This window comes from Halomonas sp. 3H (assembly GCF_024206005.1).
GTDB lineage: Bacteria > Pseudomonadota > Gammaproteobacteria > Pseudomonadales > Halomonadaceae > Halomonas > Halomonas campaniensis.
The window spans coordinates 397,689-413,339 of record NZ_CP100360.1 but is presented as its reverse complement, the minus strand read 5'-3'; the positions used below and the strand labels follow the sequence as shown (position 1 = coordinate 413,339).

15 protein-coding genes are annotated in these 15,651 nt (G+C 69.7%); 4 read left to right on the top strand and 11 right to left on the bottom strand.

What is annotated here, in order from left to right; translation table 11 throughout:
• Nucleotides 1-6: 6 nt before the first annotated feature.
• The 3 genes from ftsX to ftsY are packed head-to-tail and all read right to left on the bottom strand — an operon-like array spanning nt 7 to nt 3,040.
• Nucleotides 7-984, bottom strand: coding sequence for a permease-like cell division protein FtsX (gene ftsX, locus NFC98_RS02075; protein WP_254276531.1), 978 nt, complete (start codon nt 982-984; stop codon nt 7-9).
• Nucleotides 981-1,649 carry a cell division ATP-binding protein FtsE gene (ftsE, locus tag NFC98_RS02070; RefSeq protein ID WP_254276530.1) on the bottom strand — a complete coding sequence of 223 codons (669 nt, stop codon included), beginning with the start codon at nt 1,647-1,649 and terminating at the stop codon, nt 981-983. Before ftsE ends, ftsX begins: the two co-directional genes overlap by 4 nt.
• Nucleotides 1,646-3,040, bottom strand: a complete 1,395-nt coding sequence (gene ftsY, locus NFC98_RS02065; RefSeq protein WP_254276529.1) for a signal recognition particle-docking protein FtsY — start codon at nt 3,038-3,040, stop codon at nt 1,646-1,648. The genes ftsE and ftsY overlap by 4 nt, the downstream gene beginning before the upstream one ends.
• Nucleotides 3,041-3,130: 90 nt before the next feature.
• Here ftsY and rsmD point away from each other — a divergent pair, with 90 nt between their 5' ends.
• Nucleotides 3,131-3,805, top strand: a complete 675-nt coding sequence (gene rsmD, locus NFC98_RS02060) for a 16S rRNA (guanine(966)-N(2))-methyltransferase RsmD (RefSeq protein WP_254276528.1) — start codon at nt 3,131-3,133, stop codon at nt 3,803-3,805.
• A 100-nt stretch (nt 3,806-3,905) separates the two neighbouring features.
• The gene (locus NFC98_RS02055; RefSeq protein WP_183333122.1) at nt 3,906-4,097 is read left to right on the top strand and encodes a cell division protein ZapB; all 192 of its coding nucleotides are present in this window, start codon (nt 3,906-3,908) and stop codon (nt 4,095-4,097) included.
• 21 nt (nt 4,098-4,118) lie between these two features.
• Here NFC98_RS02055 and NFC98_RS02050 read toward each other — a convergent pair whose 3' ends face one another.
• The 8 genes from NFC98_RS02050 to NFC98_RS02015 form a co-directional block, all read right to left on the bottom strand.
• Entirely contained in the window at nt 4,119-4,634 is a 516-nt protein-coding gene (locus tag NFC98_RS02050; protein ID WP_254276527.1) for a GNAT family N-acetyltransferase, read from the bottom strand.
• Complete coding sequence (locus tag NFC98_RS02045) at nt 4,624-5,448, bottom strand: hypothetical protein (RefSeq protein ID WP_254276526.1); 825 nt, start codon at nt 5,446-5,448, stop codon at nt 4,624-4,626. The genes NFC98_RS02050 and NFC98_RS02045 overlap by 11 nt, the downstream gene beginning before the upstream one ends.
• Nucleotides 5,445-5,756 carry a BolA family transcriptional regulator gene (locus tag NFC98_RS02040; protein ID WP_254276525.1) on the bottom strand — a complete coding sequence of 104 codons (312 nt, stop codon included), beginning with the start codon at nt 5,754-5,756 and terminating at the stop codon, nt 5,445-5,447. The genes NFC98_RS02045 and NFC98_RS02040 overlap by 4 nt, the downstream gene beginning before the upstream one ends.
• A 42-nt stretch (nt 5,757-5,798) precedes the next feature.
• Nucleotides 5,799-7,217, bottom strand: coding sequence for an MFS transporter (locus NFC98_RS02035; protein WP_254276524.1), 1,419 nt, complete (start codon nt 7,215-7,217; stop codon nt 5,799-5,801).
• 78 nt (nt 7,218-7,295) lie between these two features.
• Nucleotides 7,296-7,682 carry a hypothetical protein gene (locus NFC98_RS02030; RefSeq protein WP_254276523.1) on the bottom strand — a complete coding sequence of 129 codons (387 nt, stop codon included), beginning with the start codon at nt 7,680-7,682 and terminating at the stop codon, nt 7,296-7,298.
• A gap of 60 nt (nt 7,683-7,742) precedes the next feature.
• Nucleotides 7,743-9,308 (bottom strand): lysine--tRNA ligase, encoded by a 1,566-nt coding sequence (lysS, locus tag NFC98_RS02025; RefSeq protein ID WP_254276522.1) that lies wholly within the window; start codon nt 9,306-9,308, stop codon nt 7,743-7,745.
• A 167-nt stretch (nt 9,309-9,475) separates the two neighbouring features.
• Nucleotides 9,476-10,574 (bottom strand): peptide chain release factor 2 gene (gene prfB, locus NFC98_RS02020; RefSeq protein WP_367948958.1). Its coding sequence is split into 2 segments (ribosomal slippage): nt 9,476-10,498 and nt 10,500-10,574, totalling 1,098 coding nucleotides; the frame shifts between segments, so codons are not numbered across the junction.
• Nucleotides 10,575-10,772: 198 nt separating this feature from the next.
• Nucleotides 10,773-12,113, bottom strand: a complete 1,341-nt coding sequence (locus NFC98_RS02015; protein ID WP_254276521.1) for an OmpP1/FadL family transporter — start codon at nt 12,111-12,113, stop codon at nt 10,773-10,775.
• A 309-nt stretch (nt 12,114-12,422) separates the two neighbouring features.
• On the opposite strand from NFC98_RS02015, the gene NFC98_RS02010 reads away from it, so the two are divergent.
• Both NFC98_RS02010 and NFC98_RS02005 read left to right on the top strand, forming a co-directional pair.
• Nucleotides 12,423-12,887: a MerR family DNA-binding protein gene (locus NFC98_RS02010; RefSeq protein WP_254276520.1), complete on the top strand. Its 465-nt coding sequence runs from the start codon at nt 12,423-12,425 to the stop codon at nt 12,885-12,887.
• Entirely contained in the window at nt 12,884-15,646 is a 2,763-nt protein-coding gene (locus NFC98_RS02005) for a copper-translocating P-type ATPase (protein ID WP_254276519.1), read from the top strand. Before NFC98_RS02010 ends, NFC98_RS02005 begins: the two co-directional genes overlap by 4 nt.
• Nucleotides 15,647-15,651 lie beyond the last annotated feature (5 nt).

Below are 15,651 nucleotides of genomic sequence, written 5' to 3'. Positions count from 1 at the left end.
CGGGGACTAGCGCGGCCGCACCTCGGCGAGGTGTCGGCTCACCGCGATCCAGGCGCCCAACCAGCCCAGTAGTGTACTACAAAGCAGCAGGATTGCCGAGCCGGCCGCCCCCAGCTGCGGCAGGCTGAAGCTGGCCCCGTAGCTGGCCGCCAGCGCCGCCACCGGCGCGGCGAGCCACTCGCTGCCCAGCGCCAGCAGGCCCCAGGCCAGCAGGCCACCGCCCAGGCCGTACCAGGCCCCGCTGTAGAGGAAGGGACGACGCACGAAGGCATGGGTGGCGCCGATCAGGGTCACCACCTCGATCTCCTGGCGGCGACTCTCCACCGAGAGGCGGATGGTGTTGCCGACCACCAGCAGCACCCCGCCACCGAACAGGACGGCCAGCGCCAGGGCGACACGGTGGCCCAGCTCGGCCAGGTGGCGCAGCCGCTCGATCCACGCCAGGTCAAGCCGCACCTCGTCGACGCCGCTCATCTCCTCGAGCTCCGCGGCCAGGGTGCGCACCGCCGCCGGGTCGGGGTCCAGCGGGGTCACCACCACGCTGGCCGGCAGCGGGTTCTCCTCCAGGCGGCCCAGGGCATCGGCCAGCCCCAGCGCCTGCTGGAACTCGGCCATGCCCTCGGCGGCGGTGATCAGCCGGGTGCGGCCTACGGCCTCGTGGGCCAGCAGCGCCTCGTCGATTCGCGCCGCCTGGGCCTCCTCGACGTGGAGCGCCAGGTAGACGGTCAGGGTGGCACTCTCCTCCAGCTCGGCATCCAGCAACCGGGCACCGTCCAGGGCCAGCCAGAGCGCCGCCGGCAGCACCAGGGCGATGGCAATGGCCAGCATGGTCAGCAGGCTGCCGATGGGCGCTCGCAGCAGGCGCCGGGCGCTGTCCAGGCACATGGCGCGATGGTGGCGCGCCCAGCCCCGCAGACGGCTGCGGGGGCGGGTGCGATGGGTACGGGCGCCCCGTGGCGGCGGCGCGGCGGGCTGACGACTCATGCCGCCTCCTCGTCGGCCACCAGCCGACCCTCGCGCAGGCGCAGGGTGCGGTGGCGCAGGCGGGCGATCAGCGCCAGGTCATGGCTGGCAATCATCACCGTGGTGCCGATGCGATTGAAGTCCTCGAACAGCGCCATGATGTCGGCGGAGAGCTGGGGGTCGAGGTTGCCGGTCGGCTCGTCGGCCAGCAGCAGCGCCGGCTTGTTGACCACCGCCCGGGCGATGCCCACCCGCTGCTGCTCGCCGCCGGAGAGCTCGATGGGCAGGGCCTTCTCGCGATGCAGCAGCCCCACCTTGTCCAGGGCGGCACGCACGCGGCGGGCGGCCTCACGGGGCTCGACGCCCTGGATCTCCAGGGGCAGCGCCACGTTGTGGTAGATGGAGCGGTCGAGGAGCAGCTGGTGGTCCTGGAAGACCACGCCGATCTGGCGCCGGTAGTAGGGCACCTGGCTGTGGTGCAGACGGTCGATGTCGTGGCCGGCGACCAGGATGCGCCCCCGGGAGGGGCGCTCTAGGCGCATGATCAGGCGCAGCAGGGAACTCTTGCCGGCCCCGGAGTGGCCGGTGAGGAAGACCATCTCGCCGCGGCGCACGCGGAAGTCGAGGTTGGCGAGCGCCTCGAAGCGCCCACCGTAGCGCTTGCCCACGTGCTCGAAGGCGATCATCGGGCGGCGTCGTTCCCGTCTCGGTCGAACAGGGCGTCGACGAACTCCCGGGCCACGAAGGGCCGCAGGTCGTCCAGTGTCTCGCCGACGCCGATGAAGCGGATGGGCGTGCCGAGCTGCTTGGCCAGGGCGAAGATGATGCCGCCCTTGGCGGTGCCGTCCAGCTTGGTGAGGGTCACCCCGGTGATCGGCACCGCCTCGTTGAAGGTGCTGGCCTGGGAGAGGGCGTTCTGGCCGGTGCCGGCGTCGAGCACCAGCATCACCTCGTGGGGCGCGCTGGCGTCCACCTTGCCCATCACCCGATGGACCTTCTTGAGCTCCTCCATCAGGTGGGCCTTGTTGTGCAGGCGGCCGGCGGTGTCGGCGATCAGCACGTCGACGCCGCGCGCCTTGGCGGCCGACACGGCGTCGAAGATCACCGAGGCACTGTCGGCGCCGGTGTGCTGGGCGATCACCGGTACCTGGTTGCGCTCCCCCCACACCTTTAGCTGCTCCACCGCCGCGGCGCGGAAGGTGTCGCCGGCGGCCAGCATCACGCTGCGCCCCTCGCGCTGGAAGCGCTGGGTCAGCTTGCCGATGGTGGTGGTCTTGCCCACCCCGTTGACCCCTACCACCAGGATGACGAAGGGCCCCTCCCCCCGGGGCGGCAAGGCCAGCGGCGCGCTGACCGGCTCGAGCATGTCGGCCAGCTCCTCCTGCAGGGCTCGGTAGAGCGCCTCGCTGTCCTGGAGTTCCTTGCGCGAGACCCGCTCGGTGAGGCGATCGATGATCTCGGTGGTGGCCTCGATGCCCACGTCCGCCATCAGCAGCTGGGTCTCCAGGTCATCCATCAGGTCGTCGTCGATCTGCTTCTTGCCGAGGAAGAGGTCCGCCAGGCCATCGGTGAGGTTGGCCCGGGTCTTGCCGAGGCCGGCCTTGATGCGCGCGAACCAGCCTGTCTTCTCGCCGGAGGAGGGCTTCTCCTGCAGCGCCGCGCGGGCGGGCTCGGGCTCGGGCTCGGGCTCGGGCTCGGGCTCGGGCTCGGGCTCGGGCTCGGGCTCGGGCTCGGGCTCGGGCTCGGGCTCGGGCTCGGGCTCGGGCTCGGGCTCGGGCTCGGCAGCAGGCTGCGCCACCTCCTCCCCGGGTTCAATGACAGGGGCCCCGTCGCTGGAGGCTTCGGCTGGTGCGACCTCCTCGACGGCCGGCTCGGTCTCGGGGCGAGGCTCATGCGCCTCCTCGGCAGGCGCTTCCTCGGCGAGGGGCTCCACAGGCGCGACGCGCTCGGGCTCAGCGCGGACATCTGACTCTTCCGCGCCCTCCTCGGGCGCCTGGGCGGCCTGCTCCTGGCGCTCCTGCTCTTCCCGGGTCGCCTCTTGCTCCTGCTGCTTCTTGCGCTTGAAAAAACCGAACATGGACAGAATCAGCCTCGCGGATGAACGAATCGCCACATCCTACCACCGCGCACCATGACTGTGGATAAGCCCGCGGGTACAATCCCGGCCATGACGCGACGTTCCCCTCCCCAACGCCGCCGGGGCGGCAAACCAACGGCGCCCCGCTCCAACGGCCCGGGTCGCCGGGACGCCGGCAGCCGGAGCGCCGGCCGCCTGCGAATCATCGGCGGCGACTACCGCCGCCGGCTGCTGCCGGTGCTCGACAGCCCCGGCCTGCGCCCCACTCCCGACCGGGTGCGCGAGACCCTGTTCAACTGGCTGGCCGCCGCCACGCCCGGCGCCCGGGTCCTGGACCTCTTTGCGGGAACCGGGGCCCTGGGGCTGGAAGCGCTCTCGCGGGGCGCCCGGGAGGCCACCTTCGTGGAGCGCGACCCCCGGGTGGCGCGCCAGTTGGAGGAGAACCTGGCGACGCTCAAGGCCGACGAGCGGGGCCGGGTCATCGCCGGCGACGCCCTGACCTTCCTCGCCGAGGGGCCGAGGCCCTGCTCGCTGGCATTCCTCGACCCGCCCTTCCGCCAGGGGCTCGCCGAGCCCTGCTGCGCCGCCCTGGAGGCGGGCTGGCTCACCGGCGACGCCTGGATCTACGTGGAGACCGAAGCAGGGCTCGAGCCCAGGGTACCGGCGACATGGCAGCTGCACCGCGAGGTGCGCGCCGGCGACAGTCACGGCCGGCTCTACCGCCGCGCCGCCGCCGCCTCGTCGCCGCCCGACGACGCTTGCTGAGCCAGGGGCTCGGCGTTACGCTGCAGCCTCGGCACCGCCCGCGACGGGCGCCGGCTCGGCCGCAAGGACCACCCCCGGAACGACACCCCAGGAGAAAAGGATGAGCATCGAACTCTTCAACCGGCTCGAACAGAAGGTCGCCAGCGCCGTCGAGGCCCTGGAACTGCTGAAGATGGAAGCCGAGGAGCTGCGCGAGGAAAACAGCCGACTGAAGCAGGAGCGCGAGGAGTGGGAGCGCCGGCTCTCGGCCCTGCTGGGCAAGTTCGACGACGTCGATACCGGCGGCAACTGACAGCGGCCGGGCGCCCGCCGCTCAGGTGGCGGGCGTGCGGACCAGCGGGAGCGACATCAGCACCGCGTCCTCCCGCGACGCCCCGGGCTCCCGGGGCGGATAGTACCCCCGCCGGCGGCCATCCTCCCCGAAACCGCCGCGCCGATAGAGGGCGATGGCCGCCAGGTTTCCCGCCCTGACCTCCAGCAGCAGCCGCTCGCTGCCCCACTCGCGGGCCTGGTCGATCACCACGCCGAGCAGCGTCCCGGCGAGCCCCTGGCCACGCCGGGGACCGTCCACCAGGATCGCCTGGAGCTCCGCCTCGAAGGGCAGCCGAGCCACCGCTGCATAGGCCACGAGCCCATCACCCCCCATCGGGGTATCGCCGGCCATCAGGCCGAACACCGCCGTGGCAGGGTCCGCCAGGACAGACCTCAGCTGCGACGCGGAACCGCCCGTGGGCCAGCCGTGGGCCGCCTCCAGCGCCACCACGGGCGGGAGGTCGGCCTCCGTCAGGCGTGCCAGCACCGGCTTCGCTGCCTGCGTGCTAGCCCTCACCCGACCTCTCCTCGGCGGACGCCTGCCACGCCTGGCCCCAGGCCAGCAGCTGCGGCAGGAGCGCTCGCTTGGCCTCGGCGCTGACGGCCAGCTCCGCCAGGGCGGGCCCCTGCCAGGCGGGCAGCTCCAGCAGCGGGCAGCGGCCGTCGGCCACGGTCAGGACCCGGTCCAGTGCCTCGTCATGGCCGAACAGCAGCAGCCGCTCGGGCTGCCAGCCGCGGCGACGCGCGCCGGCCACGAAGGCCTGCACGCCCTGGCGGGCCTCATCGAGGGGAGCCTCCACCGGCAGGCCCTCCTGCAGCGGCCAGCGAAAGGGCTCGAAGGGAGGAAGCGCCTGGGCCGGGACACCGGCGGCCTGCAGCAGGTTGCCGAGCAGCGCCAGGTGGGTGCGTTCGGGGGCCGCCTCCCCTGGCAGCAGCAGCAGCCAGCGCCCCTCGAGACAGGTCACCTGGAAGGTGAAGTGCAGCGCCTCGGCGGGGGCGATAGCGGCCTCGTCTGAGGCCGAGTCGTCCGCGGGCGGCGTGGCCTCGGGCGGAGCGCCACCCAGCAGCGCCCGCGCCTTGCCGGGGCCGGCCGGGCGCTGGCCTCGCACGCGGAGGGCAGGCTCCGGCGCCTCCCGCGGCACCGAAGGGGTCTTCACCGCCTCGTCCAGCAGGGCATGCAGCCGCTCCCCGGGGGCCTCGGGCGGCGGCGCCTCGGGCAGCTCCCAGTCGCAGGCCGGGGTCGGCCGGGCATTGGGCAGCGCATAGCGCGCCACCCAGGCCGTCAGCCCCATGGCCTCCAGATACTGCAGACGCTGCGGCTCGGGGGTCACGACTGGCTGCCGCCCCGGCAGTCGGGGGAGTCCGGCCGGGACTGCCCGCTGGCCTGCCACTCGGCGGGCGTATACAGATGCAGGGCCAGGGCGTGGACCGGCCCGGCCAGCTCGTCGGCCAGCAGCGCGTAGAGCTGCTGGTGACGCTTCACCGGCATCAGCCCCTCGAAGCGCTCGGAGACGAGGGTCACCTTGAAGTGGGTCTCGGAATTGGCCGGCACGCTGTGCCGGTGGCTCTCGTTCTCCACCGCCACGAAGACGGGATCGAGAGCCTGCAGCTTCTCTTCGATGATGGACTTGATGCGCATGGCACCTCCCCGGTAGGCAAGTGGATGCCCCATTGTACTCGCTCAGTCGCTCGCCGACGACGACTCGGCGGCGCGACGCCGGCGGGCCTGGGCGGCACCGGCCAGGGGAGTCCGGGCGAGGCTGGCCGACAGGGCCACCAGGCAGGCTGCCCCGCCCACCCAGAGCGTGGCCTGCACCGGGGCCCCGGCGGCCAGGAAGGCCCCCACCAGGGCCACCCCCAGGGACTGCCCCACGGTACGCGAGGTGCTCATGGCGCCGGAGGCACTGGCGCTGCGCTCCCGCGGCACCGTGCTCATCAGCTCGCGATTGTTGGGCGGCTGGAAGAGCCCGAAGCCGACGCCGCACAGCAGCATGCGCCACAGCACGTCGACCACCCCGGCCCCGGCATCGAGCCAGGCCAGCGAGACCAGCCCCGCCAGCAGCAGCGAGAGCCCGGTGGAGGCCAGCAGGCTGGGATTGACCCGGTCGGCCAGGCGCCCGGCCCGGGGTCCCACCAGCATGATCGCCAGCGGCCAGGGGGTGAACAGCCAGGCGGTCTCGAGCGGCGAGAACCCCATCTCCTGCTGGAACAGGAAGGAGAGCGCCACGAAGGCCAGCCCCTGGCCCACGAAGGCCGTGCCCTGGGCGGCGAGTGCCAGGCTGAAGCGCGGCTCGGCGAAGATGTCCAGCGGCAGCAGCGGATGGGTGGCACGGCGCTGGCGCCACAGGAAGCCCCATGCCGCCGCGATGCTCAGCGCCAGCCAGGCCACCACCTGCCAGGCGGGTGCCTGGTGGCCGACGCTGTCCATGGCCATGAAGAAGCCGCCGAGCATCGCCACCGAGAGCAGTGCGCCGGCCATGTCGAAGCCCCCTCGCCGACCGGTCTCCCGCGGCAGCGCCCGCCACGCCAGGACCACCGCGATCACGCCAAGCGGCAGGTGCAGGGCGAACAGCCAGGGCCAGTCCGCCACCGAGAGCACCAGGCCGCCGATGGCCGGCCCCGCGGCATAGCCGGCGGCGACCACCATGGCAGAGAGGCCCAGCGCGCTGCCCAGCAGCCGCGAAGGGAAGATGGAACGGTAGAGCGACGGCCCGATGGAGAGCGTCGCCGCGGCCCCGAGCCCCTGCAGGGCGCGAAACACCAGCAGCGACTCCAGGCTGGTGGAGAGCGCGCTGCCCAGCGACGCCAGGGTGAAGACGCCTACCCCCGCCACGTAGAGCCGGCGGCGGCTGACCAGTTCGCTCAGCGCGGCGAACACCAGCAGGAAGGCCGCGCAGCTGATCTGGAAGAGGTTGGTCACCCAGACGGCCCGGGAGGCCGACACCTCGAGGCCTGTCGCGATCGAGGGCAGGGCGATGTTGACCATGGTGGTGTCCACCACCGCCATCAGCGTGCCGAGCACCAGCGCCAGCACGGCCAGGCGACGCGCCGGCCCGGGCAGGCCGTCGTCGCCGGGGCGTGAATCGAAGAGTCGGCTCATCCTGTTTCCATCACGGCGGGGTCGGTAACGAAGAAACCGGCCGAAGCCGGTTTCTCGAGGGGAGTGGCCGGTCAGGGCTCAGTCCTGATCGGTCTCCAGCAGCAGGCTGTCGTCCACCTCGGAGATCTCCAGGGCCGCCTCGTCGTCGAGGTCGATGGCCAGGTAGCTGTGCTCGACGCGCAGGAAGCGCTGGAACAGCGGCCAGTCGATGACCTCGGGCCACTGCCGCTCGTCTTCCTCCCAGGCACGCAGCTCGGTCTCGAGGATCTCGAGATAGCGCTCGCGCACGAAGGCCTCGAGGGCCTCGGGAGTGTCCATTTCCGGGATCAGGTAGACGGTGCTCTCCCGTTCGACGTCGGCGAGCGTCAGGTCATCATCGCCAAGGGTGGGCTCGAGCCCGTTGATCCAGTCCACGAAAGGCTGGGTCGGGCGCACGCTCAGGGCGGAGCGGTTGAGCAGTTTCATGGCGGTCTCCTCGACGTCGAAACGGTGACCATTATGGGCGCCGTGGGCGGTGTTTACCAACTATTCCACCTCGGGACGCATGGCCGGGAAAAGCAGCACATCGCGGATCGAGGCGCTGTCGGTGAACAGCATCACCAGCCGGTCGATGCCGATGCCCTCGCCGGCGGTGGGCGGCAGGCCATACTCGAGCGCGCGCACGTAGTCGGCGTCGTAGTACATCGCCTCGAGGTCGCCGGCGTCCTTCTCCGCCGCCTGGGCGCGGAAGCGCTCGGCCTGGTCCTCGGCATCGTTGAGCTCCGAGAAGCCGTTGGCGATCTCGCGGCCGCCGACGAAGAACTCGAAGCGCTCGGTGACGAAGGGGTCGGAATCCTTGCGCCGCGCCAGCGGGCTCACCTCGGTGGGGTACTCGGTGATGAAGGTGGGCTGCTTCAGGCGATGCTCGACGGTCTTCTCGAAGATCTCGATCTGGATCTTGCCCAGCCCCCAGCCGTCCTTTACGTCGATATCCAGCCGCTCGGCGATCTGGCGCGCGGCGGACTCGTCGGCCAGCGCCTCGGCGTGGATGTCCGGGTTGAACTCGAGGATGGCATCGAACACCGTGATCCGCTTCAGCGGGCTGCCGAAGTCATACTCGAAGGTCTCGAGCACCTCGCCCTCGCTGTTGCGCACCGTGTTGACCACCGTGGTGGTCCCCAGCACCTGGCGGGCCACGCTGCGCAGCATCTCCTCGGTCAGGTCCATCAGGTCGTGGTGGTTCGCATGGGCCTGATAGAACTCGATCATGGTGAACTCGGGGTTGTGCCGAGTGGAGAGCCCCTCGTTGCGGAAGTTGCGGTTGATCTCGAAGACCCGCTCGAAGCCACCCACCACCAGGCGCTTCAGGTAGAGCTCCGGCGCGATGCGCAGGTACATGTCGATGTCCAGCGCGTTGTGGTGGGTGATGAAGGGGCGGGCCGTGGCGCCGCCGGGGATCGGCTGCAGCATCGGCGTCTCCACCTCCATGAAGCCGCGCTCCTCGAAGAAGCGGCGCATGGCGCTGATCACCCCGGCCCGGGTCTCGAAGACCCGGCGCGAGTCGGGGTTCATGATCAGGTCCACGTAGCGCTGCCGGTAGCGCGCCTCCATGTCGGTCAGGCCATGGAACTTGTCGGGCAGCGGGCGCAGGCTCTTGGTGAGCAGCTTCGCCTCGACCATCATCACGTAGAGGTCGCCCTTGCCGGACTTGTGGATCGGCCCGCGGGCCGCGACGATGTCGCCGATGTCCCAGCCCTTGACGTCCTCCAGCACCTCGGCCGGCAGCCCCTTCTTGTCGACATAGAGCTGGATCTGGCCCGAGACGTCCTGGATGACGATGAACGGGCCCCGCTTGCGCATGATGCGCCCGGCCACCGATGCCTGGCGGTCCAGCGCCTCCAGCTCGGCCTTATCCCTGTCGCCCAGCTCGGCGATCAGCTCCGCAGCCTGGCTGTCGCGACGGAAGTCGTTGGGGAAGGCGCTCTCGCCGCGCTCGGCGGCCCGCTCGCGGCGCGCGGCCAGCTTGGCGCGGCGCTCGGCGATCAGGCGGTTCTCGTCGTTCTGCGGGCTGCTTTGTGAAGGGCTATCCGGGGAGGAGCTCTCGTTGGCCATTTCGCTACCTAATTGGGAATCTTTGATGCGGGGTCCGTGACACGCCTATAGCTATAGCCGCGCGAGCGATGCCGAGACAAGGCGCCCCTCGGCGAGAGGGCGGCGTTGACTGTCGTCAATGAGCACCTGTCGCAGAGGGGCAACGCCGTATCGGCGAGCGCAGCAGGCTATAGGCCCTGCTTGAGGCTGGCGACAATGAACTGGTCCAGATCACCATCCAGCACCTTGTCGCAGTTGCTGGTCTGCACGCCGGTGCGCAGGTCCTTGATGCGCTGGTCATCCAGCACATAGGAGCGGATCTGGCTGCCCCAGCCGATGTCGGCCTTGGAGTCCTCCGCCTCCTGCTTGGCAGCGTTGCGCTTCTCCATCTCGTGTTCCCACAGCTTCGCCTTGAGCTGCTTCATGGCGAAGTCGCGGTTGGCGTGCTGGCTGCGCTGGCTCTGACAGGCCACCACGATGCCGGTGGGCTCGTGGGTGATCCGCACCGCCGAGTCGGTGGTGTTGACGTGCTGGCCGCCGGCACCGCTGGAGCGGTAGGTGTCGACGCGCAGGTCCGCCGGGTTGATCTCGACCTCGAAGCTATCGTCGATCTCCGGTGACAGGAACACCGAGGCGAACGAAGTGTGGCGGCGGCCACCGGAGTCGAAGGGGCTCTTGCGCACCAGACGGTGCACGCCGGTCTCGGTGCGCAGCCAGCCGAAGGCATGATCACCCTGGATATGCACCGTGGCGGACTTGATACCGGCCACCTCGCCGCCGGAGAGCTCGATGATCTCGGCCTTGAAGCCGTGATGCTCGGCCCAGCGCAGGTACATGCGCAGCAGCATGTTGGCCCAGTCCTGGGCCTCGGTGCCGCCGGAGCCCGCCTGGATGTCCAGGTAGGCGTTGCTCTCGTCCATCTCGCCGGAGAACATGCGCCGGAACTCCAGTCGCTCGAGACTCGCCTGCATGCCGTCCAGCTCCTTCTGGACCTCGGCGACGGTATCCTCGTCCTCCTCCATCTCGGCCAGCTCCAGCAGGTCACGGCTGTCCGCGAGGCCCTGGTCGAGTTCTTCGATGGTCTGGACGATGGTTTCCAGCGAGGCGCGCTCCTTGCCCAGCTTCTGGGCGTAGTCCGGATCGTTCCAGACGCCCGGGTCCTCGAGCTCGCGGGTGACTTCCTCTAGCCGATCCTTGCGTTCGGCATAGTCAAAGATACCCCCTCAGGACGTCTGTCCGCTCGGACAGGTCCTTGATGAGTTGGTGAATCGGGTTGGTTTCCAGCATGGGGCTCATCCGAGTCAGCGTTGGAAAAACGGCCGCCGCGGCGCTGACATGACGTCAAGGCCCCGGCGGCGCGAAAAGGAGGACTATTGTAGCGAAACCCGCGCCCCGCCGCATCCACCCCGCGCCTCGGCTCGGCCGCCCTGACACACGGAACCCGGCCTCGGCCGGGTTCCGTGGTTACGCCTGGCTGGATGCCGCTCAGAAGCGATAGGTCAACTGGGCGCCGAAGCCGTGGGCCTCGTTCTTGTAGTCGGCCGTGTAGGTCGAGGTGATGGTCTCGTTGGCATCCGTGCGAGCCTGGTCTACCTGGGTACCCCGCTCCGTCAGATAGGAGTAGGCAAGATCGACGGTCAGGTTGTCCACGGGCGTCCAGCCGGCCCCGATGGAGAAGATGCGACGATCATCAGAGGGAATACGGGCGCTGCGGAACTGATCACTGGTCGGGGTCTTGTCGATGGTGACGCCGGCACGCAGAACCCACTGGGGGTTCAGCTGATATTGGCCACCGACGCCAAAGGCCCAGGCATTGGAGTAGTCCTGCTCTTCAAACGTGATGGTCTCCCCATCGGGGCCCGTCACGAGGATCTCGTCGAAACGGTCCCAGCGCGTCCAGGAGGCGCCCGCCATCAGCTTCAGGCGGTCGGTCATCTGCTGGGTGATGGAGAAGTTCACGGTTTCCGGAGTATCCAGGCCCAGCTTGGCCGACTTGTCCTGAACCTCACCGCTCAGCGGGTTGACGTAGATGTCTCCGCTTGCATCGCGAGAACGATAGTCACCCGTCAGGGTATAGCTGACCTTGGAACGATAGGTCAGGCCCAGCGTCGTCTCGGGCACAGGCTGGAACATCACGCCAAGGTTGTAACCCCAACCATCATCATCGCCTTCGATGCGCGCATCCAGTTCCTGAGTCCCGGTCACACCAATAATGGGGCCAGCCTCCGTCATGCCGATGGCACCAAACGTAGGTGTAGGCACCTGGCGATGGAGTTCCCCTTCCACGCGGTTGTACATCAGGCCCGCCCCCACGGACCACTGCTCATTGAAGCGGTAGGAGACCGTAGGCTGGGCACTCATCACCGTCAGCTCGGTGTAGTTGCCCAGGTTCCGACCGATGAAGCCATCCTCGTAGTCGGTCTTGGAGCCGAAGGGCGCGTAGACGCCGAAGCCGAAGGCCAGCCGCTCATTGACCGGGTGAGCATAGAAGGCGAAGGGAATCAGTGTCCCGGGCACCATGTCACCGTCGCTTGACCCTTCGACCGGCATGCCGTTGCGCGTGGCACTCGCGTTGTCGATATCCGTGCTGACATCCAGATAGGTCCCGCCCGCCGTCACCTGGGCGCGATCCAGGAACGACATGCCGGCCGGGTTGCCGAACACGATGGTGGCGTCGTTGACGTTGGAGCTGCGCCCGGCGTGGCCGTAGCCCTGGCCGCTGACGCTCTGCTCGTTGATCTGGTAGCCGCCGGCGTGGGCCTGGCTGGCGAAGGCGGCGGCGGCAATGGCCACGGCCAGTGAAAGCCTGTTGAACTTGTTCTTCATGAGGTGACTTCCCTTGGATTCAGGTTCACGGGGAGTGGGTCCGACCGGCCCTCTTGGCGGGGCGATGGCGTGCCCTCCCCTTTTCTCGCAACGGCGACCCAGTTTCAAGGCCAAACGTTCGTTTTAATATCGGAAACGCTAATACTTTGGTCGCACACTCGTTTGAGAGATCGAACTTTCAGTAGGTTACGCAATACCCCGCCATCTGCAAAACCCGATTGGGCAGTACCCTCACGCGTTCCTTGACCTTTGGGTAACACAAGGGTTTTACACTAGGTCCACTGCTACGACCCATATGAGGCAAGTGCCATGAAGGTCAGCGAGCTGGCGGGACTGGCCGGCGTCACCGCCGAGACCGTCCGCCACTACGTCCGCGAGGGGCTGCTGCACCCCGAGCGCCACCCCGACAACGGCTACCAGCTGTTCGACCAGGGCGACCTGGAGCGGCTGCGCTTCATCCAGCGCGCCCGCACCCTGGGCTTCGGCGTGGCCGAGATCCGCGACATCCTCGCCCACGCCGACCACGGCGACTCCCCCTGCCCCATGGTCCGCGACCTACTGGCCAGCCGGCTGCCCGAGATCCACCAGCGGATCGCCGAGCTGCAGGCCCTGGCCGAGCGCATGGAGCAGGCCCTGGCGGCCTGGGCCGAGATGCCCGACGGCACCCCGGACGGCCACAGCCTGTGTCGCCTGATCGAGAGCTTCCCCGAACCGCTGAAGGGCAGCGACCGCCAGTCCTGCTCCCAAGGCGGCACCGCCAAGGAGAGCCCATGAACGCCCGCCCCTCCCTCGAACGCACCGTGCCCGGCATGAGCTGCCAGGGGTGTGTGAAGCGTATGCGCGAGGCCATCCAGGCCGAGGATCCCGACGCCGAGGTCGTCGGCACCCCGGCCGCGAAGCGCCTGGAAGTCACCACCGACCTGGACGACCGCGCCGTGGATCGGGCCCTGCAGGCGGCCGGCTATCCGCCTTCGGGCCGCTCCCTGATGCGCGAGCGGACGATCCCCGGCATGAGCTGCCAGGGGTGCGTGAAACGCATGCGCGAGGCCATCCAGGCCGAGGACCCCGACGCCGAGGTCGTCGGCACCCCCGCAGAGAAGCGCCTGGAAGTCACCACCGACCTGGACGACGAGGCCCTGGATCGGGCCCTGAAGGATGCCGGCTATCCGCCCGGCGATCCCGAGGAGCCGGCCAGCGAAGCAGAGAGCGCCGCCCCGCCGGCGCCGGCCGAAGCGACGGTTGCCGCTACTGCCGCCACCGAGGGCGACGACGAGCGCGCTACCACCCGGCGTCTCTCCATCAGCGGCATGACCTGTGCCAGCTGCGTGAAGAGCGTGCAGCAGGCGCTGGAACGGACCCCCGGCGTGGTCGGTGCGGAGGTCAACTTCGGCACCCATACCGCCCAGGTCCGCGGCAGCGCCGGCGAGGCCGAGCTGATCCGCGCGGTGGAGTCGGTGGGCTATGGCGCCGAGCCCATCGTCGACCTGCGCCAGGCCGAGTCGGCCCGTGCCGAGAAGGACGCCCGGGAGTACCGTCGCCGCCTGAAGGGCAGCGCCTGGTCCCTGGCGCTGGCGGTGCCGCTGATGGCCAGCATGTTCTTCTACCACCCCCACCCGGTGGGTACGGGTCGGCTGTTCTGGCTGGTGATCGGCCTGCTGACGCTGGCGGTGATGGCCGGCCCCGGACGCCACTTCTTCATCAACGCCTGGAAGAATCTCAAGCACCACCAGGCGAACATGGACACCCTCATTGCCATGGGCACGGGCACGGCCTGGGTCTACTCCATGGGCGTGGTGGCCTTCGCCCCCTGGTTGCCCGCCGTGGCCCACGGCATCTACTTCGAGGCCTCGGCGATGATCATCGGCCTAGTGCTGCTGGGCAACGCCCTGGAGCTTCGCGCCCGGGGCCGCACCAGCGATGCCCTCAAGCGCCTGCTCGACCTGCAGAGCCGCACCGCTCGGGTGATCCGCGACGGCGAGGAGCGCGAGCTCGACATCGACGAGGTGCGCGAGGGGGACCATATCCGCGTGCGCCCCGGCGAGCGACTGCCGGTGGATGGCGTCGTCACCGAAGGCAGGAGCCATATCGACGAGTCGATGCTCACCGGCGAACCGCTGCCGGTGGCCAAGGGCGAGGAGGATGAGGTCAGCGCCGGCACCGTCAACGGCAAGGGCTCGCTGGTCTACCGGGCCACCCGCGTCGGCGCCGACACCCGCCTGGGCCGCATCACCGAGCAGGTGGCCAGCGCCCAGAACTCCCGTCCGCCCATCGGCGAGCTGGCCGACAAGGTCTCCAGCATCTTCGTGCCCACGGTGATGATCATCGCCGTGATCACCGCCCTGATCTGGTTCAACTTTGGCGCCGAGCCGCGGGTGATCCACATGCTGGTCACCGCCACCACGGTGCTGATCATCGCCTGCCCCTGCGCCCTGGGCCTGGCCACGCCGATCTCCACCATGATCGGGGTCGGCAAGGCCGCCGAGCACGGGGTGCTGGTACGCAGCGGCGAGGCCCTGCAGGTGGCCAGCCGGCTCACCACCCTGGTAGTGGACAAGACCGGCACCCTCACCGAGGGCAGGCCGAGCGTGACCGAAGCAGAGATTCTGGAAGGAGAAGAGCCGCAGGTGCTCGCGCTGGTGGCGGCCCTGGAGCGGGGCTCCGAGCACCCCCTGGCCGCAGCGCTGATGGCACATGCCGAGGAGGCCGGCATCGAGGCCGCGGAGATACGCGACTTCGACAGCGTCACAGGCGGTGGCGTGAAGGCCGGGACGACCGACGGCAAGGCGCTGCTGCTGGGCAATGCCCGCCTGCTGGAAGAGGCCGGTGTCGACCTGGCCGGCGGCAAGGCGAAGGCCGGCGAACTGGAGGAGAAGGCGCGCACCGTGGTCTACCTGGCCGTGGACGGCCGGCTGGCCGCGCTGTTCGGCATCAGCGACCCGCTGCGCCATGACACCGTGGAGGCGGTGAGGCGCCTGCAGGCCGACGGCCTCAAGGTGGTGATGCTGACCGGCGACAACGAGCACACCGCCGCCGCCATCGCCCGGGAGGTGGGCATCGACGAGTTCCGCGCGGGCCTGCTGCCCGAGGACAAGCATGCCGAGATCGAGCGTCTGCAGCAGGCCGGCGAGGTCGTCGGCATGGTCGGCGACGGCATCAACGACGCCCCGGCCCTGGCTCGCGCCGACGTGGGCTTCGCCATCGGCCAGGGCACCGACGTCGCCATCGAGAGCGCGGGGATCACCCTGATGCGCGGCTCGCTGCACGGGGTCGCCTCGGCCATCGAGATCAGCCGGGCGACGCTTGCCAACATCAAGCAGAATCTGGTGGGCGCCTTCGGCTACAACACCCTGTGCATTCCCATCGCCGCCGGCGTGCTCTATCCGGTCACCGGGATGCTGCTCTCGCCGATGATCGCCGGCGCGGCCATGTCGCTGTCGTCGATCACCGTGGTGAGCAACGCCAACCGGCTGCGGCTGTTCCGGCCCGCCGGCGAATCCGCAGGCAGTCCCCAAGCGAAGGAGGCCACCCCATGAGCTGG